The sequence below is a fragment of the Herbidospora daliensis genome, from assembly GCF_001570585.1.
Classification (GTDB): Bacteria; Actinomycetota; Actinomycetes; order Streptosporangiales; family Streptosporangiaceae; genus Herbidospora; species Herbidospora daliensis.
Map to the genome: position 1 here is coordinate 869,356 of NZ_BBXF01000002.1, position 18,891 is coordinate 888,246.

An 18,891-nucleotide genomic window follows, 5' to 3' on the forward strand; every position below is an offset into this window, starting at 1 on the left:
GCTGCATCCCCTTCTGAGGGCCGTGCTTCGGAGACCCCTCGTCTGTGGCTGGGGTTACAGAAATCTACTGACCTTTTCGGTGGATTTTTGTTGTTCTGCTGTGACGTGGGCGTCTCCGGTAACAGGAAGACCCACTGGGGAGGGATGTGACGTGCGACTGACATCTGGCGCACCCTGGGCGGTCGCGCTCGCCGCCCTCCTGGTGTCGGGCTGCGCCGCCCCGCAGGTTGACGCTCCTGCTGCGGCGGCGGCGCCGCCCACGGTCGTGACGCAGCCGTCGGCCGCGTTCAACCCCACGGACGTGGCCTGGATCCAGCTCGAGATCCCCATGACCGAGTCGGTGCTGGCACTGACGGACCTGGCGCCTGAACGCACAGCGAACCCGTCAGTGCTGGCCCTGGCGTCCCAGATCGCGGCCGAACAGCAGCAGCAACTTGCGGGACTACGTGGCCTGTTGCACGAAGCGGGGCTTCCGCCGACAAACGTCCACGAGGGTCATGACATGCCCGGTATGGTGACGAAGAGCGACCTGTTGATAGCGCAACGTCTCAACGCGGAGCCGTTCGACAAGCTGTTCCGCAAACACCTGAAGGACTTCCTGACCCAGTCCCTGCTGGTCGCGAAAGGCGAACAGACATCCGGCGCGAACGAGGCGACGAAACAGTACGCCAAGGCCCTGTCGGCCGCCCGCTCCACGACGCTGGCCGACCTGAGATGACGACCCACTGGGAATCCCTGCTACGGCCCCCGTCGGAAGCCCACTGGGTGTCCTTGCTGGACGAACAGGGCCCGGCAACGGGAAACCTCCACCCGATCCCGCCGGACCCGAAGCCCGGTAGGCGCCGACGGTCGAGCGTCGACGGCCCGACGACGGGGGCCTTGTATCCCGTTCCGCCGGAGCCCGACCGCGGCCGGTCACGGAATCGGGGCGCCCGGACCGCCGCTCAGGAGAGGTCACGTCGGCCGGGAGGTTTCGTCGGGGCCCTGCTCTGGGCCGGTGCGGTGGTGGCGACGGTCGGCTGCTGGACCGACCTGGCGGAAGTGGCCTCCACCGCCGACGGCCTGGCCTGGCTGGGCCGGCTGACCGGCCTGCTGGCAGGCTACGGCGCGGCGATCCTGGTGGCCCTCATGGCCCGCATCCCCTACCTCGACCGCACGATCGGCTCCGACCGCCTCTCCCGCTGGCACGCCCTCGGCGGCCGAGGCACCCTGGCGTTGTCGGTCGCGCACATGGTCTTCGCCATGTCGGCGCGGGTGGTCAGGTCAGGCGTGTGGGAGGGCACGTTCGGTCTCGTCCTGTACGCCCCCGGCATCCTCGAGGCGACCGTCTCACTGGCGTTCCTGCTGGCAGTGGGCCTGATCTCGGCCCCGGCGATCCGGTCGCGGATGTCGTACGAAGCCTGGCACTACGCCCACTTCCTCACCTACGTGGCCATCTACCTGGGCTTCGCCCACCAGCTCACCGGCCCGTCCTTCGGAGGCGTCGGCGCATGGGCATGGCGGGCCCTCTACCTGGGCGTGGCCGCCCTCCTCCTCTGGTACCGCTTCGCCCTCCCGGTGATCCGCTCCCGGCGCCACCGCCTGTGCGTGGCGGGCATCCGGCGGGAGTCGCCCGACGTGGTGTCCGTCTACATCTCGGGCGACGACCTCGACCGCCTGGCCGCCGAACCCGGCCAGTTCTTCCGCTGGCGTTTCCTGACCAAGGGCATGTGGTGGGCGGCCAACCCCTACTCCCTCTCAGCCGTACCGAGCGGCCGCCACCTGCGCATCACCGTCAAAGCGGCCGGCACCCACAGCCGAGCCCTCTTCTCCCTGACCCCGGGCACCCGAGTCTGGGCCGAGGGCCCCTACGGCGCCCTGACCGCCGCCCGCAGCCGATCCGACCGCATCCTGCTGATCGCGGGCGGCGTGGGCATCAGCCCGCTACGCGCGCTGTTCGAGTCGATGCCGGGCGACGTGACGCTGCTGTATTTGGCCCGGACGGTCGAGGACCTGGTGCTGCGAGGAGAACTGGACGCCATCGCGGCGGCCCGGGGCGCACGCGTGCACTACACGGTGAACGAAGACCTGACGGTCCCGCTGACGGGCCGCTCGTTGTCACGCGCCTTCCCCGACCTGGCGGACTACGACGTGTTCGTGTGCGGACCGCGCGGGATGACCCAGAAGGCGCTCAACGCATTGCGACGGGCGGGCGTGCCGAAACAGCAGATCCACCTGGAGAACTTCGACTTCTAGACGTCGAAGACGCCCCGCCGCACCCCGTCGACGAAGGCCCGCCACTCCTCGGGCGTGAAGTCGAGAACGGCCCCGCCGTCACCACGCTTGCTGTCGCGCACCTTGACGCGATCACCCGCCAGAGAGACCTCAACACAGTCGTTGTTGCTGCAGGCCCGGATCCAGAGGTCCTCGCTGATCGGTGTCGCGCACATCAGTTGGTTCCCTCTCGAGATCATGGTGATTCCGGGAACTTACCAGCCTGAGAGGTGCACCGCTCGCGGGTCGCGCGCACTGAAGGGGAAACCGCTCCCTGGCCTTTGCCGGCCGTGGATCTTCAGGGCACCGCCCGCAGGAAGTCCGGACCGCCGTTCGCGTAGTGGTCACGCATCTCGCACAGGAAATCGATACTCGCCGCAGGAGAGAGCGCGATCCCTGTCAGGTGATCGATCACGCGGCGATAGGCCGCCACTTCTGATGGGCCTTCGATGATATCGAGCGACGAAAAGCTCTCTCGCCAGACGACTCTGGTCGGGAGATCCGCGATGTCGAACAAGACGAAGGGGCTGTCGTCGGCGGGATACGGTCCTGCCTGAAAGGGCAGGATTCGCAACGTCACCCGGCCGGCCTCGGCTAGCGGAATGATGTGCTCGATCTGGCGGCACATGATGTCGGGCTCGCCGACCACTCGCCACAAGACCGCCTCGTCGACGAGAGCCTCGTACTTCGGCGGATGATTCGATGTCAGGAGCCGCTGCCGTAACATTCGGGCCCGGGTCCACTTCTCGACCCTCTCGGGTACATGATCGAGGCTGGTGTGTCGGATGACCGTTCTGGCGTAGTCCTCGATTTGCAGCAGGCCCGGAATCACCGCAGTCTGGAATTCCGTAATCGCGCTCGCCGCCGCTTCCATGTCGATGTAGCTGTAAATGGCGCGGTTGCCGAGGCTGCCATACTCGCGGCGCAGCAACTGGGTGCGTGAATCGGCCGCCATGGCGATCAACTCGGCGATGACCGAGGGGTCGCTGATTCCGTAGATGGCCGTGAGGATTTCGACGTCACGAGGGCTCGCTCCGCGCTGCCCGGTTTCGAGCCGGGAGAGTTTGGCCGTCGAAGCATGCATCGGCGTGCATACCTCTTCGAGGGTCAGCCCCGACTCCTGCCGGAGCTGCTTCAGCCGAGCGGCGAGTTGTCGTCGCCGAAGCGTCAGGTTGGTCCCAGCCATGGCACGTCCAGGTGATCGAAAATCCCGTTACTGGGGCCGGCCCAAGTGGTAATTGCCAGTGAGGGTCACCTAGGTATGTTTCCGGTCGAATGGCGTTATAAACGGATCAGGAACGCTACCGGGAGGGTGTGAACTGGGGCCATCTGCGCCCTAAATAAAACGGGGCCCGATGTTGGCGCATCAGGCCCCGGAGCTGGAGACCGCCGATCACCGCTCAGTAAAGGACGATCCACAATGCAGATTAACCCAAGAGGTAGGGAATTGTCGCCCCCTCGTGGCTTATTGGCGCGAATCGCCGCCATCGTCAAACGTCGCACCGACGATCTCTTCGCCGAGCCCGACGCTTTCGCGTTCGTCGTCGGCTGGGAGATCGACCGGAAATGGAACCGCCGCACGTACCGCGACCCCCGCTTCGACCAACTCCGGGCAGCTCGGCAAGCTCAGTCCGAGGCGAGCCGCAGATGACCAGGAACCTCGTCCGGCCCCTGGAAAGCAGGGTCGCGCCGCCCGGTCCCTTCGTGGTCGTCTGGCGCTGGCGTTACGAGGCGGCTCTCCTCATCGGGGGGCCGTTTCTCGTATCGGTCGTCGGCTGGCAGTTGACGGTCACCGTCGCCGGGCTGATCACGGCCCTCGTCTCGGTCTCGCCGTTCGCCCGCCGGTACTCCCTCGCCCGGCTCTGGTGTGTGGTCACGCCCCACCGCATCCGCACGGCCTGCGCCGAAGCCCTCATCGTGACCCGGCGCGGCAGGTTGCCGGTGGTCCTCTGGACCCGGCCCACCCGTGAGGGGGAGAGGGTCTGGGTCTACTGCCGGGCCGGGATCGTCGAGGCCGACTTCGCCGGCACCGCGCCGCTCATCGCCTCCGCCTGCTGGGCGCGGGAGGTGAGGGTAACAACCTCGGAGCGGCATCCTGCGGTCATCCGAGTTGATGTCATCAGATGACTTGCGGAGTCAGGAAGTCTGAGTGATCCTTCTCTTAGGAAGGTTTCTTTATAGAAAGCTGAAGTGCGCGGCCGTCACCCCGCGTTCCCCCGCTGATCCTTCCGCCATGGGCTCCGGCTCTCCTCATGAGGTGGCCGGAGTTCGCGTATCCGCTCCACGGAGGAGAGCCAGTGTTACGTAACAAGGTGGCTGCAGCCGCCGCCGGCCTGATGGCCGGCTCGCTGCTCGTGATCCTGCCGTCCGCTCCCGCCAGCGCCCACGGCACCATGTCGAACCCCCCGAGCCGGGTCTACCAGTGCAAGAACGAGGGGCCCGAGTCGCCCGACTCGGCCGCCTGCGCCGCCGCCGTCGCGGCGGGAGGCACCCAGGCCTTCTACGACTGGAACGAGGTCAGCCTGCTCGAAGCGGGTGGCCGCCACCGTCAGATCATCCCCGACGGGAAGTTGTGCAGCGCGGGGCGTGACAAGTACCGGGGGCTGGACCTCCAGCGCACCGACTGGCCGGCGACGCCCTTCTCCGCCGGGCCGCGCACCATCACCTACCACGCGACGGCGCCGCACTCGAACAGCAACTTCGAGTTCTACATCACCCGCGAGGGCTGGAACCCGTCGATGCCGCTGAAGTGGTCGGACCTGGTGCACATCCAGACGTTCAACAACTTCAACCCGGTCACGTTCACCAACTGGACCATCAACATCCCGCAGCGGACCGGCCGCCACATCCTCTTCTCCATCTGGCAGCGGGTGGTCGGCTCCAACGAGGCGTTCTACACCTGCTCCGACGTGGTCTTCAGCGGCGGGAACAACCCCAACCCGACGCCGACCCCCACGCCCACGGTCACCCCGACCCCCACGCCCACGCCGACCCCGACGGTCACGCCGACCCAGAACCCGGGCGGCACCTGGGCCGCCGGCGTGTCGTACCAGACCGGCAACCGGGTGACCTACGGCGGCGTGACCTACCAGTGCCGCCAGCCGCACACCTCGCTCGTCGGCTGGGAGCCCCCGAACGTGCCGGCCCTGTGGCTGCGCGTCTGATCTCGTGAGTGAACGCGGGCCGCGTCCAGTGGGCGCGGCCCGCCGTCGAAGGAGGCGGGCATGCGCCGGCTGCTCATCGTTCTCTTTCTTGCCTGTACGGCCTGCGCCGCGCCCGGCGTACAGGAAGAAGCCCCGGTCAACGCGGCCGACGTCATGTTCCTGCAGATGATGGTCGCGCACAACAAACAGGGCCACGAGCTGGCCCGGCTCGCCGAGAACCGTGAGCTGCCCGCGAAGGTCGAGCAGCTGGCCTCGGCCATGCGGGTCACCCAGGAGACCGAGACGAGCACGATGACGACCTGGCTCCTCCAGTGGGAACAGCCGCTGACCATGGACCAGGACGCCCACCACGCCCACGGCGGCACCGCCATCGACGCGCGCAAGGACCTGGCCCGCCTGCGCAAGGCCGACGACGCCGACTTCCCCCGCGAGCTCCTGAACGCCCTCATCGCCCACCAGGACGACGCCATCCAGTTCGCCCGGTACGAGAAGGGCAGCGGCGCCAACCCGGGCGCGCTCGGCCTGGCCGACCAGATCGACACCGCCCGGTCGGCGCAGATCACCTACATGCTGGACCTGCTTGACTCGTAGGCATGCCGGAACTCCAGCTTCTGCGGGCCGACCACGCCGGCCGGCTCCTGACCTTCGAGACCGACAACCGCGCCTTCTTCGCCCGCACCATCGACGACCGGGGCGACGACTACTTCACCACGTTCGCCTACCACCACCAGGGCGTGCTCGACGCGCAGGCCGACGGCGAGCTGCGCTTCCACGTCCTGGTCGCCGACGACGGCGAGATCCTGGGCCGCTTCAACCTGTACGACCTGAGGAACGGCACCGCCGAAGTCGGCTTCCGCCTGGCCGAGAAGGCGACCGGCCGGGGCGTGGCGACCGCCGCGGTCCGGGAACTGTGCGACCTGGCCAAGCGCTACGGCCTGAGCAGCCTGCGGGCCGGCGCCGGCGTGACGAACCGGGGTTCACGGCGGGTGTTGCAGCGCGCCGGGTTCGTCCAGACCGGCGAGACCTCGTTCTGGCGCAACCTGGACGACGAGTTCCTGATCGGCGGCGAACTCCGGGTCCGGCGGCTGGGCTTCGGCGCGATGCACCTGTCCGAGAACGACGGCGACGTGGTCAGGCGCGCGGTCGACCTCGGCGTCACGCTCATCGACACCGCGTACCTCTACGGCTGGGGCGCCAACGAGGAGCTGCTGGCCCGCACCCTGTGGCCGTACCGGAAAGAAGTGCTGGTGACCACCAAGGTGGGGGTCGCGCGGCCGGGCCGGCTCGACGGGCGGCCCGAGGCGCTGCGCGCCCAGGTCGACGCGGCTCTCCAGCGCCTGCGCATGGACCGGCTCGACCTGCTCCAGCTGCACCGGGTCGACCCCGAGGTGCCGCTCGCCGACCAGGTCGGCACCCTGAAGGAGCTGCGCGACCAGGGCAAGATCGGGCATATCGGGCTCTCCGAGGTCACCGTGGAGCAGCTCGCCGAGGCGCGCGGGATCGTCGAGGTGGCGAGCGTGCAGAACCGCTACAGCCTGCTCGACCGCGAGCACGAGGCCGTGCTGGCCGCCTGCGAGGCGGCCGGCATCGCCTTCCTGCCGTGGCGGCCGGTGCTTCCGGCGGTCGCCGGGCTCGCGGCCGACTCCGGCGCCACCCCGGCCCAGCTGGGCCTCGCCTGGTTGCTGGCCCGCTCGCCGGTCATCCTGCCGATCCCCGGTACGTCCAAGATCGCGCACCTGGAGGAGAACGTCGCCGCCGGGGCGATCAGGCTCACCGAGGCCCAGCTCCGGAAGCTAGCGTGAGACGCCGATGCCGCCCGGCGTGGTCGCGCCGAACCGCTCGATCTCCCTCGCCAGGTCCAGCGGCAGGACCGACGCCTTCCCGCCCGCGATGGCCTCGGTGATGAGGTCGGCCGGGACCAGCCACGACACCTCGAACTCCAGCCCGTCGGGGTCCTTCGCGTAGAGGGCCTTGGTGGTCGAGTGGTCGGAGGCGCCGACGAGCGCCCCCAGTTCGAGCAGGCGGGTCTGGATGCGCTCCAGTTCGGCCAGCGTGTCGACCTCCCAGGCCAGGTGGTAGAGCCCGACCGCGCCACGCCCGGCCGTCGTGGGGCCGGCGTCGGCGCCGACCTCGAACAGGCCGAGGTCGTGGTCGTTGTTCGAGCCCTCGGCCTGGAGGAACGCGGCTCCGGGGAAGCCCATGACCACTCGGAAGCCGAGGGCCTTCTCGTAGAAGTCGACGCTGCGTGCGACGTCGCGGACGTACAGCACGGCGTGGTTGAGTCGCTGAACCGGCATGCCTGCAGCAGCAACCGGGGATCTCCGCTTGTTCCCGGGAAACTGTCGGTGCCAGGTCCTAGGGTGGTCGGCGGCCATTCCTAAGGGGGACGTGAACGATGATCGTCGACCGCGTGGCGCGGGAGCGCGCGGAGAACCAGATGCTGTTCCAGGCAGTCCACGAGGTCGCGCGCGACCATGCCGGGGGCGCGGTCGACGACGTGGTCGCGGCGCTGCTGCGCAACCTCCCTCCGGCGCCCAGGTTGTCGGGCGACGAGGTGCGCCGCATCGCCGAGCAGATCAGCGTGGGGCGGGATCCCTCCGGTCTGTGAGCCGCTCCGAGAGGGCGGCGGGGTCGGCGACGACGGTCTCCAGCACCTGACCGGCCGCGCCGAGCGCCGCCGCCTCCGAGCCGAGTTGCGAGACCTCGACGGGCGGGGCCTGGGCGCGCAGCTGGGCCAGGCGGGCGCCCATCGTCTCGGCGACCACGCCGCCGATCCACGGGAACAGCGGGGCGTAGATGCCGCCCAGGACGATCGTGTGCGGGTCGACCAGGTTGATCGCCGACGACAGCGCCACCCCGAGCGCCCAGCCCGCCTTGTCGCAGGCCGCCAGGGTGGCGGCGTCGCCCTGTTCCAGCCGGGCGACGATGGCGTCGATGCCGGGGGCGTAGGGGCTGCGGTCGCCGACGGCGTCGAAGAAGGCGTCCTGGCCGGCGTATTGCTCCAGGCAGCCGCGGGCCCCGCAGCGGCACTGCGGGCCCTCGGGCGTCACGACCACGTGGCCGAGCTCGCCGGCGAAGCCGCGCGCGCCGCGGAACAGCGCGCCGTTGACGACCAGGCCGGCGCCGATGCCGATCTCACCCGAGACGTACAGGAAGTCGGCCCGGCCGACGCCGAACCAGAGTTCGCCGAGGGCGGCCAGGTTCGCCTCGTTCTCGACCCTGATCGGCACCCCGAGGTCGAGGGCGGCGCCCACGGGCACGTTCCGCCAGCCGAGGTTGGGGGCGTTGTGGATCTCGCCCGACTCGGCGTCGACCGGTCCGGGCACGGCCAGACCGGCGCCGACCACCCGCAGTCCGGTGCCCTCCGCCTGGGCGAGCGCCGACAGCGCCAGGCGCCGGAGGTCGCCGATGACGTCGAGCGGTTCTGACAAACGGTTGTCGACAGTCTGGGTCAGCCGCAGCCTCACCCGGCGGGCCAGATCGACGACTCTGACGGCCAGATAGTCGACGTTGAGCTCCAGGCCGAGCGCCGCGACGCGGTCTCCGCTGACCCGCACCTCGACCCCCGGACGCCCGCGCTCGCCGCCCCTGACGGCCCCGGTCTCCACCACGAGCCCGGCATCGAGCAGGTCTGCGACCAGCTTGGACACGGTCGTCTTGGTCAGCCCGGTGACCTCGGCCAGGGACGCGCGCGTGAGCGACCCGTGCGTCCGGACCTCCCGCAGCACGAGGGAGAGGTTGCGCGCCCGCATCGCGTCGTGCCGTACGGCCTGCGCCATTCGCACCTTCCTGACTGCCGGTCCAGAAATCTGGACGAAATCCTAGACACGCCTACTTGACCGGCACGAGTCCCCGTTCCATATTTAGTCCACAACGTAGACTAATTCGGAGGCGCCCCGTGTACACCCCCTCTCCCGAGGACAAGTTCACATTCGGTCTGTGGACCGTCGGCTGGCAGGCACGCGACCAGTTCGGTGACGCGACGCGCGCCCCGCTCGACCCGGTCGAGACCGTGCACAAGCTGGCCGAGCTCGGGGCCTATGGCGTGACCTTCCACGACGACGACCTGCTCGCCGTGGAGCCCGACCGCGACAAGGCGATCGAGAACTTCAAGAAGGCCCTGGCCGACACCGGCCTCAAGGTGCCCATGGCGACCACCAACCTGTTCACCCACCCGGTGTTCAAGGACGGCGGCTTCACCAGCAACAACCGCGAGATCCGCCGCTACGCGATCCGCAAGGTGATCCGCAACCTCGACCTCGCGGCCGAGCTGGGCGCCAAGACCTACGTCTGCTGGGGCGGCCGCGAGGGCGCCGAGTCCGACGCCGCCAAGGACATCCGCGCCGCGCTCTCCCGTTACAAGGAGGCCATGGACATCCTGAGCCAGTACGTCGTCGACAAGGGCTACGACATCCGCTTCGCGATCGAGCCGAAGCCGAACGAGCCCCGCGGCGACATCCTGCTCCCGACCGTCGGCCACGCGCTGGCGTTCATCAACGAGCTCGAGCGCCCCGAGATGGTCGGCCTCAACCCCGAGACCGGTCACGAGCAGATGGCGGGCCTGAACTACTACCACGCCATCTCCCAGGCGATGTGGCACGGCAAGCTGTTCCACCTCGACCTCAACGGGCAGCGCGGCATCAAGTACGACCAGGACCTCATCTTCGGTCACGGCGACGTCCAGAACGCGTTCTTCCTGGTCGACCTGCTGGAGCACGGCGGCTACGAGGGCCCCCGCCACTTCGACTACAAGCCGGTCCGGACCGACGACAAGAACGACGCCTGGGACTCGATCGCGGCGAACATGCGCACCTACCTGATCCTCAAGGAGAAGGCGAAGGCCTACCGGGCCGACCCGGAGGTCCAGGAGGCGCTGGCCGCCAGCAAGGTCGACGAGCTGGGCGCCCGCACCCTGGGCGAGGGCGAGACCCTGCAGGACCTGCTGAACGACGAGTTCGACCTCGACGCCGTGGCGGCCCAGGGCTTCCACTTCACCCGTCTGTCGCAGCTCGCCCTCGAGCACCTGCTCGGCGTGCGGTAATGACTCTCGTCGCGGGGGTCGACTCGTCGACCCAGAGTTGCAAGGTCGTGGTGCGCGACGCCGAGACCGGCGCGCTGGTCCGCGAAGGGCGGGCCAGGCACCCCGAAGGCACCGAGGTCCACCCCAGCCACTGGTGGACGGCGTTGCAGGAGGCCATCGCCATGGCGGGCGGCCTCGACGACGTCGCGGCGGTCTCGGTGGGCGGCCAGCAGCACGGCATGGTCTGCCTCGACGAGAACGGCGAGGTGGTCCGCCCGGCGCTGCTGTGGAACGACACCCGGTCGGCCCAGGCGGCCCGCGACCTGATCGCGGAGCTGGGCGGCCCGGAGAAGTGGGCGGAGGCGGTGGGCAGCGTGCCCGTCGCGTCGTTCACCGTCACCAAGCTGCGCTGGCTGGCCCAGCACGAGCCGGAGAACGCCGCGCGCACCGCGTCGGTCTGCCTCCCGCACGACTGGCTGACCTGGAAGCTCGGCGGCACCCCCGCGACCGTCACCACCGACCGCGGGGAGGCGTCGGGGACCGGCTACTGGTCCCCGGCCACCGGGGCCTACCGGCTCGACCTGCTGAAGATGGCCATCGGCCACACCCCGCAGGTCCCCACGGTCCTCGGGCCGAGGGAGCAGGCCGGGACGTACAACCAGGCCCGGCTCGCGCCCGGCACCGGTGACAACATGGCCGCCGCCCTCGGCGTCGGCGCCCGTCCCGGCGACGTGATCGTCTCCATCGGCACGTCCGGCACGGCCTTCGCCGTCGCCGAGCACGCGTCGGCCGACTCCTCGGGCGGCGTCGCCGGTTTCGCCGACGCCACCGGGCGGTTCCTGCCGCTCGTCGCCACGATGAACGCCGCCCGCACGCTCGACGCGGTCGGCAGGGTGCTGGGCGTGGGTCCGGCCGAGCTCAGCGATCTGGCCCTGGGGGCGCCTCCCGGGGCCGGAGGGCTGACGCTGGTGCCGTACCTGGAGGGCGAGCGGACCCCGAACCGGCCCGACGCGACCGGGTCGTTCCACGGCCTGCGGCTGGCCAACGCGACGCCGGGGCACTTCGCCCGCGCGGCCGTCGAGGGCATGCTCTGCGGGCTGGCCGACGCGCTCGACGCCCTCGGCCTGGCGCCCAACCGGGTGCTGCTGATCGGCGGCGGCGCGCGTTCGGAAGCCGTGCGCACCATCGCGCCCAGCGTGTTCGGCGTGCCGGTGCACGTGCCCCCGCCCGGGGAGTACGTCGCCGACGGCGCCGCCCGCCAGGCCGCCTGGCTGCTCGCCGGTGGCGAGGAGCCCCCGGAGTGGGCCTCGGGTGAGGTCACCGTCTTCGAGGGCGACCCCATCGAGGGCCTGCGCGACCGGTACAGGGAAGCCGCCGCGTGACCCCGCCGGGGGTGGGCTCAGCCCCACCCCCGGCCCTGGGGCGACCCTGATCCCCCCTAGGGGGTATCCATCAGGGGTGAATGGGGTCTTAACCGGATGCATATCCGGCGGCCGAAGAGGCACTCTCGAAGTATGGTCAAGAGGCTCTCTCCCGTGATCGCGATCTCCGGTCTGGTGCTCGCGATGGCCGCCGTCGTGGCCGGTCAGCTTGATCCCTCCCCCCACCTCGACCCGGTCGCGCTGTCGATCAGCGAGTACGCCGCCCAAGAGCGCGGCGTGCTGACCGAGTTCGCCCTCGCGATGCTGGGCCTGGCCTCACTGGCCCTGCTCGCCGGGCTCAAGGCCGCATCGGCGCCGATCGACGGCTGGCCCGAGCGGCTGATCCTCCTCTGGTCCCTCACCCTGCTGGGCGTCGCCGTGATCCCGTGGGCGCGTGCGCAGGACTATCTGGTGGCGGTCGCGTTCCTGGCGCTGCCCGTCGCCACCGCTCAGCTCGCCGGCCGGTTCAGCGACCACGACGAGTGGCGGCCGGTGGCCCGCACGCTCGAATGGCTGACCCTGCTCGCGGGCATCGGCCTGGCCGCCGTGACCTACGCGGCGCTGCCCGGCCGGGGCGTGCTGATCGGCGTCGCCGAGCGCGGCCTGCTGATCGTGGAGTTCGCCCTGGTGGCCTCGGTCACCTGGCAGCTGCTGCGAGTCGGGCTCATGACCGCGACCACTACAGTTCCGGGAGTCGTCCGTCAGCCTGTTGCCGAGACGACACAAAACGCCACGTCCGAGGCCGTGAGCCGGCACGCTCACGCCGCGTGATCAGACAAACGTGATCCACGAATGAATCAAACCGGGGCAAACTGCTAACCTCATCGGCTACGTACGGCCGATGAGGTGCCATGGCTTCGAGCAGATCCATCCGGTTCAAGATTTCCACGCTGTTGATCATTCCACTGGTCTCCCTGGTGGGCCTTTGGGGTTTCGCGGCGGCGATCACGACCCGGGAATCGCTCGACCTGCTCAAGGTCGAACGCCTCTACGACGGCCTCGGCCGGCCCGGCGACACGCTCGTGCTCGCCCTCCAGCGGGAACACCTGCTGTCGGCCGAGTACGCCGCCACCGGCACCCGCGCCGCCTTCGACACCCTGGTGGAGCAGCGCCTCGTCACCGACCAGGCCCGCAAGAGCCTGCGCCGCGCGGCGGCGAGCGCCGACGTACAGGACGCCCTGACCCCGGCCATGGCCGGGCGCTTCAGCGACGTGATGGCGGCCGTCGACGAACTCGACGACCTGCGCAACGACATCGACACCAAGGCGGTCGGGCTGACCGCCCTCGGCGACCGGTTCGGCCTGCTGCCGACCGCGATGCAGGCGCTCGACCACACCATCACGCTCAACAACGACGTGCCGCTCTACCAGCAGTCGCGCAGCCTGGGCCTGCTCTCCTTCGCCAAGGACTTCCTGGCCCGCGAGAGCGCGCTGGGCGCCGGCGTGCTCATCAACGAGCGGCCGTTCTCCGTCGAGGAGAGCCGGGCGTTCATCCGCTACTCCGGCACCCGCGACTTCCTGTTCCTCCAGGGCATGAAGGAGCTCGACCCCGAACTGCGCAAGCCGTTCGAGGACATGCTGGTCTCCGACGCCTACCGGTCCTACATCCGGCTGGAGACCCGCCTCGTCAGCGCCACCCCGGTCGGCCACACGGCCTGGCGCCGGGCCGTCGACGGCACCGAGAAGGCGTTCCGCGACGCCCTCCTGTCGAGCGAGCAGCGCCTGTCGGTGCGGGCCGAACCGGTGGCGGTCGCCACGTTCGTGCGCACCGGCGCCGCCGGGCTGCTCGGGCTGGTCGCCGTCGCACTGACCCTGTTCGTGTCGGTACGCCTCGGGCGCGCCCTGACCCGGGAACTCGCCGCCCTGCGCAACGCGGCCCGGCAACTGGCCGAGGTCAGGCTGCCCCGGGTGGTGGAGCGCCTGCGGCGCGGCGAGAAGGTCGACGTGGCCGCCGAGGCGCCGCCGCTGGAACCCCCGGGCACCACCGGCGAGGTCGCCGACGTGGCGCACGCCTTCAGCGCCGTGCAGCACACCGCGGTCGACGCGGCCGTCGACCAGGCCCGGCTGCGCGAGAGCGTCGGCCTCGCGCTGCGCAACCTCGCCCGGCGGAGCCAGGGACTGCTGCAACGGCAGCTCAAACTGCTCGACGGGATGCAGCGCCGTACCGAGGACCCGGGTTCTCTGGAGGAGCTCTTCCGGCTCGACCACCTCACCACCCGCATGCGGCGGCACGCCGAGGGCCTCATCGTGCTCTCCGGCGGCACGCCGGGCCGGACCTACCGGCAGGCCGTGGCCGTCGCCGAGATGCTCCAGGGCGCGGTGGCCGAGGTGGAGGACTACGTGCGGGTCCGCATCTACCCGATGCCGGAGGTGGCCGTCCAGGGCGCCTCCGTCGCCGACTACATCCACCTGTTCGCCGAGCTCATCGAGAACGCCACGGCCTACTCGCCGCCGCAGACCGAGGTGTCGGTCCGGGGCGAGACGGTCGCCAAGGGGTTCGCGGTCGAGATCGAGGACCGGGGACTGGGGCTCGGCCCGGCCGAGCTCGAAAAGATCAATTCACGACTGGCCAGCCCGCCGGAGTTCGATCTGGCCGACACCGACCGGCTCGGCCTGGTCGTCGTCGGACGGCTGGCCACCCGACTGGGAGTACGTGTGGAACTGCGGCAGTCGCCGTTCGGCGGAACCACCGCCATCGTGCTGATCCCGTCCACGGCGCTCGCGCCGGAGCCGGTGCTGGAAGGGGTCCGCGCATGACCGCGTCGTCGGAGGAGTGGGTCGACGACGGGCCGGTCGTCCGGTCCTACGCGCTCACCAGGGGGCGGGCCACCACCGACGCGCCCCTCGACCTCATGTCGGTGGTCGCCGCCACCGGGGCCAGGATCCAGCCGGGGGTCGACCTCGGCCGCGAACACCAGCGGCTGCTGGCCCTCATCCCGCGCTCGCGCCAGGTGGCCGACGTCGCCTCCGACGCCGACCTGCCTCTGGGCGTGGTCCGGATCCTGCTGGGCGACCTGCTCGACCACGGCCTGATCCTGGTCCGCCCCGCGAACACGGCGAAGCCCCCCGCGGAGAACATCCTCCGCGAGGTCATCAACGGCCTGCGCGCTCTTTAACGCTTGGCGACAGGTGCGGTCAGGGTCATCCGGCCTGTCGCTCACCGCACGAGGCGCGCTTTTCAGCGCTGGGTGGCTGTCAGGGTCTTCAGCGCGTGCTCGACCAGGGTCACCAGGACGACCTTGGCCGAGGCCCGGCGACGCACGTCGCAGAGCATGACCGGGATCTCCGGGTCGAGGTCGAGGGCGATGCGGACGTCGTCGGGCTCGTAGCGCTCGGCGCCGTCGAAGCAGTTGACCGCGACGATGAACGGGGTACCCCGCTGCTCGAAGTAGTCGATCGACGGGAAGCAGTCGGTCAGCCTGCGGGTGTCGGCCAGCACGACCGCGCCCAGCGCGCCGTACGACAGCTCGTCCCACATGAACCAGAAACGCTCCTGGCCGGGCGTGCCGAACAGGTAGACGACGAGCCCCTCGCGGATCGTGATCCGGCCGAAGTCCATGGCGACCGTGGTGGTCGTCTTCGTCTCGACGCCGTCGAGGTCGTCCACGCCCACGCCGCGGTCGGACAGCACTTCTTCGGTCCGCAGCGGGCGGATCTCGCTGATCGCCCCGACCAGCGTGGTCTTGCCGACGCCGAAGCCGCCGGCGACGAGGATCTTGAGAGCGACCGGCTCGTCAGAGGGCGCGAAGGCCATTGATCACTTCCTTGAGAATGCGCGCGCTTGGCAGCGGCGCAACCTGAGCCGGTGGGCGCACCCGCACCAGCCCCTGGTCTTGCAGATCACCGAGGAGCACCCGCACCACCCCGAGGGCGAGGTTCAGATCCGACGCGATGTCGGCGACCGAGGCGGTGTCGGCCGCCAGCTCCAGGATGGTGGCCTGTTCCGGTGTGATGTCGGCCCGGTCGCGCGGGCTGACACCGGTGGTGGTGATCAGCGCGATCAGGTCGAGGTCGTCGCCGGAGGAACGAGCCCGGCCGCCGATGAGCGCGAAGGGACGGACGACGGGCCCGGCGTCGTCGTCCAGCCACTCCTTGCGCGTCACGGTGTGGCCCTCCGCGGATTGGTCGAGATATGTTGCCCCACCCTCTTGACCAGCATCGCCATCTCGTAGGCGATGTGACCGACGTCGGCGTCCGACGCGGCCAGCACGGCCAGGCAGGTGCCCTGCCCGGCGGCCGTCACGAACAGGAACGCGGCCTCCATCTCGACGATGGTCTGGCGCACCTCCCCGCCGCCGAAGTGGCGTCCGGCCCCCCTGGCCAAGCTCTGGAACCCGGCGGCCACCGCCGACAGGTGCTCGCTGTCTTCACGTGAGAGTCCCTGGGATGCACCCACGACCAGACCGTCGGTGGAGAGGATCACCGCCTGACGGACGGCCCCCACCCGGCTGATGAGGTCATCGAGCAACCAGTTCAGTTCGCCGGACCCCGAGACTTTCCCGGTCATTCCTCACCCTTCTCGCCGTTCGCGTTATCTGCGTAGTCTGCATCCTCACGACCCCTGCGCGCTCCCTGCTGGAAGGCGGAGAACATCGCGCGCGCCTGTTCCGGCGACCGTTCCTCCGTCGTCTCGGCGACGGGCGCGGTCAAGGGGGTGTCGGTGAGCTGCGGTGCCATGTTCGCCTGCCGGACGCGGCGGGGCAGCCCGTTGTGGGTGCCGCTGGCGACCGACGTCGGCACGTTGTTCGGCAGAGTCGACGGCCGGGCGGCCGTGGTGCGGGTCCGGGTGGGCAGGCCGCGCGGGGAGAGCACGGGCTTCTCCTCCTCGGGCTCCATCGGCGGCACCAGCTCGACGGGCGGGACCGCCTCGATGCGCCGCTCCGACGGCGTGAAGTAGGGGGAGGGCTCCAGCTCTTCCTCGGGCGCCTTCTCGGCCTCGAGAGCGGGCTGCTCCTCGGGCTCCTGCTTCTTGTGCCGCGGCTCGTGGTCGCTCAGGTCGCCCGAGTCGCTCTGGTCGTCGTTCTCGGCCGCGGTCAGCACGGCGTGCGCGCCGTTCCGCGACGGTACGGCCCCTCCCGGCGTCCCGTCGGAGACGAGACTGCGCGGGATGAGCACGATGGCGGTGGTGCCGCCGTAGGGGGAGGAGCGCAGCACCACGCCGATGCCGTAGCGGGCCGCGAGCTGGCCGACCACGAACAGGCCGAGCCGGTCGGAGTCGGCCAGGTCGAACTCGGGCGGCGCGGCGAGCTTGGTGTTGATCTCGGCGTACTCCTCGGGCGTCAGCCCGAGGCCGCGGTCCTCGACCTCCAGCACCAGCCCGTTGGCCACCAGTTCGGCCCGGACCTGCACCTTGGTCTGCGGCGGCGAGAAGATCGTGGCGTTCTCGATCAGCTCGGCCAGCAGGTGGACGACGTCGGCGACGGCCGCGCCGGTCAGCGAGGCGCCCGGCATCGGCAGCACGGTCACCCGGGTGAAGTCCTCGACCTCGGCGACGGCGGCGCGCATGACGTCCACGACCGGAACGGGCTTGCGCCACGACCGGCCGGGTGCGGCGCCCGAGAGGATGATGAGGCCCTCGGCGTGGCGGCGCATGCGGGTCGTCAGGTGGTCGAGGCGGAACAGGTCCTCCAGCGACTCCGGGTCCTTCGACCGGCGCTGCATCGAGTCGAGCAGGGTGAGCTGGCGGTGCAGCAGGCTCTGGTTGCGGCGGGCCAGGTTGAGGAACACGTGGCCGACGCCGCGCCGCAGGGCGGCCTGCCCGACGGCCGCCTCGATGGCGGTGCGCTGCACGGAGCTGAACGCGTGGCCGACGTCCTCGACCTCCATCGAACCGCCGGCGTCGATGGGCGGCGCCTCGTGCTCGACGTCGACGTCCTCGCCCTTCTTGAGGCGGTCGACGACGTGGGGCAGCCGCTGGTCGGCCAGTTCGAGCGCGGCGTTGCGCAGGTCGGCGAGGTCGGCGACGAGCCGGCGGCCGAACCGCACCGAGAAGACGATGGTCGCCACGACGGCGATCAGGCCGACGCCGCCCGCGATGGCGATCCGCCCGAGGATGCCGGTCGCCAGCTCGGCCGAGTGGGCGTTGAGCGCCTCGGTGGCCGGCCCGCGCGCCCGGTCGAGCTCGCCGACCAGGCTGTTGATGGTGGGCTGCCAGCGCATCACGTCGGCGGGCAGCGCGCCCCCCAGCCGCTGCTGCGAGAGGATCAGGTTCTCGATCTCGGAGAAGCGCGCGTAGAGGTCGGACTCGAGCACCCGCTCGTACGGGCCGCGCACGTCGGGCAGCAGCGTCGGCAGGTTCTTCGCGTAGTAGTGCTTGCGCAGCGCCACGAACTCGGCGAACGCCTTGTGCGACTCGGCCGACATCTGGTTCTGCGCCAGCGAGCCCTTCACGAGGGCGTCCTCACGGGCCAGCATCTCGTGCGCGGTGCCCATCGTCACCAGGGCACTGGCCTGCTGGAACATGGCCACGTCGGGGATCTGGACCATCTGCTCGTAGACGTCGAACAGGTCGTCCAAGATCGTGTTGTACGCGATGATCGCGTCCAGCACGTTGTACTTGCCGATGGAGACCGCGTCGCGGATGGTCGACAGTTCGTCGAGCGCGCCGAGCAGGTCGTCCATGGACCGCTGGAGGTTCTCGGACATGATCGACCGGTTCTCCGGCAGGGTGGCGACCTTGACGAAGGAGCTCACGGTCGACGTCGTCTGCGCCTGGAGCGCGTTGAGCTCGGGCGACGACGTCCGGCTCTCGCTCAGCAGCTCCGCCACCATGGCGCGCTCGGCCTGGAGCCGCAGCCCGAGGTCGGTGGAACTGACGCCGACGGAGTCGTACAGCTGGCCGGTGCGTAACAGGGCCAGCCCGTCACCGACGGTGAGGTTGAGGACGAATCCCCATAGTGCGCTCAACGTCAGAAGAGGCAGAAGCAACAAGAGAAAGATCTTGAACCGAATCGACCGGTTTCTTGAACCCATGGCCACTCCTGCAGTGCGTGGAGGCTCGCGCCGCATTTGGGGGGAAATGCACCTCCGGAAGA

21 protein-coding genes and 1 pseudogene are annotated in these 18,891 nt (G+C 70.1%); 14 read left to right on the plus strand and 8 right to left on the minus strand.

Annotation, left to right across the window (positions count from 1 at the left end; genetic code table 11):
- The first annotated feature begins 151 nt into the window (after positions 1 to 151).
- Together AW274_RS10475 and AW274_RS10480 are read left to right on the plus strand one after the other, a co-directional pair.
- Entirely contained in the window at positions 152 to 718 is a 567-nt protein-coding gene (locus AW274_RS10475; protein ID WP_062430848.1) for a DUF305 domain-containing protein, read from the plus strand.
- A 287-nt stretch (positions 719 to 1,005) separates the two neighbouring features.
- A complete protein-coding gene (locus tag AW274_RS10480; RefSeq protein ID WP_198169123.1) occupies positions 1,006 to 2,235 on the plus strand; it encodes a ferredoxin reductase family protein in 1,230 nt (409 codons plus the stop codon).
- Here the strand turns inward: AW274_RS10480 and AW274_RS10485 are convergent.
- Positions 2,232 to 2,429 carry a DUF397 domain-containing protein gene (locus AW274_RS10485; protein WP_062430850.1) on the minus strand — a complete coding sequence of 66 codons (198 nt, stop codon included), beginning with the start codon at positions 2,427 to 2,429 and terminating at the stop codon, positions 2,232 to 2,234. The genes AW274_RS10480 and AW274_RS10485 overlap by 4 nt on opposite strands.
- A gap of 122 nt (positions 2,430 to 2,551) precedes the next feature.
- Positions 2,552 to 3,439, minus strand: a complete 888-nt coding sequence (locus AW274_RS10490; RefSeq protein ID WP_062430851.1) for a helix-turn-helix domain-containing protein — start codon at positions 3,437 to 3,439, stop codon at positions 2,552 to 2,554.
- Positions 3,440 to 3,721: 282 nt separating this feature from the next.
- On the opposite strand from AW274_RS10490, the gene AW274_RS40170 reads away from it, so the two are divergent.
- The 6 genes and pseudogenes from AW274_RS40170 (at position 3,722) to AW274_RS41205 (ending at position 7,219) form a co-directional block, all read left to right on the plus strand.
- A complete protein-coding gene (locus AW274_RS40170) occupies positions 3,722 to 3,904 on the plus strand; it encodes a hypothetical protein (protein ID WP_157519994.1) in 183 nt (60 codons plus the stop codon).
- Positions 3,901 to 4,380, plus strand: coding sequence for a hypothetical protein (locus AW274_RS10495; RefSeq protein WP_062430852.1), 480 nt, complete (start codon positions 3,901 to 3,903; stop codon positions 4,378 to 4,380). Before AW274_RS40170 ends, AW274_RS10495 begins: the two co-directional genes overlap by 4 nt.
- A gap of 185 nt (positions 4,381 to 4,565) precedes the next feature.
- Entirely contained in the window at positions 4,566 to 5,417 is an 852-nt protein-coding gene (locus AW274_RS10500; protein ID WP_232320059.1) for a lytic polysaccharide monooxygenase auxiliary activity family 9 protein, read from the plus strand.
- A 60-nt stretch (positions 5,418 to 5,477) separates the two neighbouring features.
- On the plus strand, positions 5,478 to 6,008 hold the full coding sequence (locus tag AW274_RS10505; protein ID WP_062430854.1) for a DUF305 domain-containing protein: 531 nt from the start codon (positions 5,478 to 5,480) through the stop codon (positions 6,006 to 6,008).
- 2 nt (positions 6,009 to 6,010) lie between these two features.
- Positions 6,011 to 6,415: pseudogene (locus tag AW274_RS41200) on the plus strand (GNAT family N-acetyltransferase); the annotation flags it as partial.
- A 42-nt stretch (positions 6,416 to 6,457) separates the two neighbouring features.
- On the plus strand, positions 6,458 to 7,219 hold the full coding sequence (locus AW274_RS41205) for an aldo/keto reductase (protein WP_062431868.1): 762 nt from the start codon (positions 6,458 to 6,460) through the stop codon (positions 7,217 to 7,219).
- Here AW274_RS41205 and AW274_RS10515 read toward each other — a convergent pair.
- Positions 7,211 to 7,714: a VOC family protein gene (locus AW274_RS10515; RefSeq protein ID WP_062430855.1), complete on the minus strand. Its 504-nt coding sequence runs from the start codon at positions 7,712 to 7,714 to the stop codon at positions 7,211 to 7,213. The genes AW274_RS41205 and AW274_RS10515 overlap by 9 nt on opposite strands.
- A 98-nt stretch (positions 7,715 to 7,812) precedes the next feature.
- On the opposite strand from AW274_RS10515, the gene AW274_RS10520 reads away from it, so the two are divergent.
- Positions 7,813 to 8,025: a hypothetical protein gene (locus AW274_RS10520; protein ID WP_062341079.1), complete on the plus strand. Its 213-nt coding sequence runs from the start codon at positions 7,813 to 7,815 to the stop codon at positions 8,023 to 8,025.
- On the opposite strand, the gene AW274_RS10525 is transcribed toward AW274_RS10520, so the two are convergent.
- Positions 7,994 to 9,196 carry an ROK family transcriptional regulator gene (locus tag AW274_RS10525; RefSeq protein WP_062430856.1) on the minus strand — a complete coding sequence of 401 codons (1,203 nt, stop codon included), beginning with the start codon at positions 9,194 to 9,196 and terminating at the stop codon, positions 7,994 to 7,996. The genes AW274_RS10520 and AW274_RS10525 overlap by 32 nt on opposite strands.
- 119 nt (positions 9,197 to 9,315) lie before the next feature.
- On the opposite strand from AW274_RS10525, the gene xylA reads away from it, so the two are divergent.
- The 5 genes from xylA to AW274_RS10550 all read left to right on the plus strand — a co-directional run bounded on the left by xylA (position 9,316) and on the right by AW274_RS10550 (position 14,973).
- On the plus strand, positions 9,316 to 10,458 hold the full coding sequence (gene xylA / locus AW274_RS10530) for a xylose isomerase (protein ID WP_062341077.1): 1,143 nt from the start codon (positions 9,316 to 9,318) through the stop codon (positions 10,456 to 10,458).
- Positions 10,458 to 11,819, plus strand: a complete 1,362-nt coding sequence (gene xylB / locus AW274_RS10535; protein ID WP_062430857.1) for a xylulokinase — start codon at positions 10,458 to 10,460, stop codon at positions 11,817 to 11,819. Before xylA ends, xylB begins: the two co-directional genes overlap by 1 nt.
- 132 nt (positions 11,820 to 11,951) lie before the next feature.
- On the plus strand, positions 11,952 to 12,629 hold the full coding sequence (locus tag AW274_RS10540) for a DUF998 domain-containing protein (protein ID WP_062430858.1): 678 nt from the start codon (positions 11,952 to 11,954) through the stop codon (positions 12,627 to 12,629).
- A 122-nt stretch (positions 12,630 to 12,751) separates the two neighbouring features.
- A complete protein-coding gene (locus AW274_RS10545; protein ID WP_198169124.1) occupies positions 12,752 to 14,614 on the plus strand; it encodes a sensor histidine kinase in 1,863 nt (620 codons plus the stop codon).
- On the plus strand, positions 14,611 to 14,973 hold the full coding sequence (locus AW274_RS10550; protein WP_062430860.1) for a DUF742 domain-containing protein: 363 nt from the start codon (positions 14,611 to 14,613) through the stop codon (positions 14,971 to 14,973). Before AW274_RS10545 ends, AW274_RS10550 begins: the two co-directional genes overlap by 4 nt.
- Before the next feature lie 62 nt (positions 14,974 to 15,035).
- On the opposite strand, the gene AW274_RS10555 is transcribed toward AW274_RS10550, so the two are convergent.
- From AW274_RS10555 to AW274_RS10570, 4 genes are read right to left on the minus strand one after another with little or no spacing between them, the layout of a single operon-like run.
- On the minus strand, positions 15,036 to 15,611 hold the full coding sequence (locus tag AW274_RS10555) for a GTP-binding protein (RefSeq protein WP_061296721.1): 576 nt from the start codon (positions 15,609 to 15,611) through the stop codon (positions 15,036 to 15,038).
- Positions 15,592 to 15,960, minus strand: a complete 369-nt coding sequence (locus AW274_RS10560) for a DUF742 domain-containing protein (protein WP_062341071.1) — start codon at positions 15,958 to 15,960, stop codon at positions 15,592 to 15,594. The genes AW274_RS10555 and AW274_RS10560 overlap by 20 nt, the downstream gene beginning before the upstream one ends.
- Positions 15,957 to 16,364, minus strand: coding sequence for a roadblock/LC7 domain-containing protein (locus tag AW274_RS10565; protein ID WP_030456327.1), 408 nt, complete (start codon positions 16,362 to 16,364; stop codon positions 15,957 to 15,959). Before AW274_RS10565 ends, AW274_RS10560 begins: the two co-directional genes overlap by 4 nt.
- Complete coding sequence (locus tag AW274_RS10570; RefSeq protein ID WP_198169125.1) at positions 16,361 to 18,763, minus strand: sensor histidine kinase; 2,403 nt, start codon at positions 18,761 to 18,763, stop codon at positions 16,361 to 16,363. The genes AW274_RS10565 and AW274_RS10570 overlap by 4 nt, the downstream gene beginning before the upstream one ends.
- Positions 18,764 to 18,891: the final 128 nt, after the last annotated feature.

Coding starts and splice junctions, on each gene's coding strand:
- AW274_RS10485 (WP_062430850.1), bottom strand. CDS start 2,429: ATGTGCGCGACACCGATCAGCGAGGACCTCTGGATCCGGGCCTGCAGC.
- AW274_RS10490 (WP_062430851.1), bottom strand. CDS start 3,439: ATGGCTGGGACCAACCTGACGCTTCGGCGACGACAACTCGCCGCTCGG.
- AW274_RS10495 (WP_062430852.1), top strand. CDS start 3,901: ATGACCAGGAACCTCGTCCGGCCCCTGGAAAGCAGGGTCGCGCCGCCC.
- AW274_RS10505 (WP_062430854.1), top strand. CDS start 5,478: ATGCGCCGGCTGCTCATCGTTCTCTTTCTTGCCTGTACGGCCTGCGCC.
- AW274_RS10515 (WP_062430855.1), bottom strand. CDS start 7,714: ATGCCGGTTCAGCGACTCAACCACGCCGTGCTGTACGTCCGCGACGTC.
- AW274_RS10520 (WP_062341079.1), top strand. CDS start 7,813: ATGATCGTCGACCGCGTGGCGCGGGAGCGCGCGGAGAACCAGATGCTG.
- AW274_RS10525 (WP_062430856.1), bottom strand. CDS start 9,196: ATGGCGCAGGCCGTACGGCACGACGCGATGCGGGCGCGCAACCTCTCC.
- xylB (WP_062430857.1), top strand. CDS start 10,458: ATGACTCTCGTCGCGGGGGTCGACTCGTCGACCCAGAGTTGCAAGGTC.
- AW274_RS10540 (WP_062430858.1), top strand. CDS start 11,952: ATGGTCAAGAGGCTCTCTCCCGTGATCGCGATCTCCGGTCTGGTGCTC.
- AW274_RS10550 (WP_062430860.1), top strand. CDS start 14,611: ATGACCGCGTCGTCGGAGGAGTGGGTCGACGACGGGCCGGTCGTCCGG.
- AW274_RS10555 (WP_061296721.1), bottom strand. CDS start 15,611: ATGGCCTTCGCGCCCTCTGACGAGCCGGTCGCTCTCAAGATCCTCGTC.
- AW274_RS10565 (WP_030456327.1), bottom strand. CDS start 16,364: ATGACCGGGAAAGTCTCGGGGTCCGGCGAACTGAACTGGTTGCTCGAT.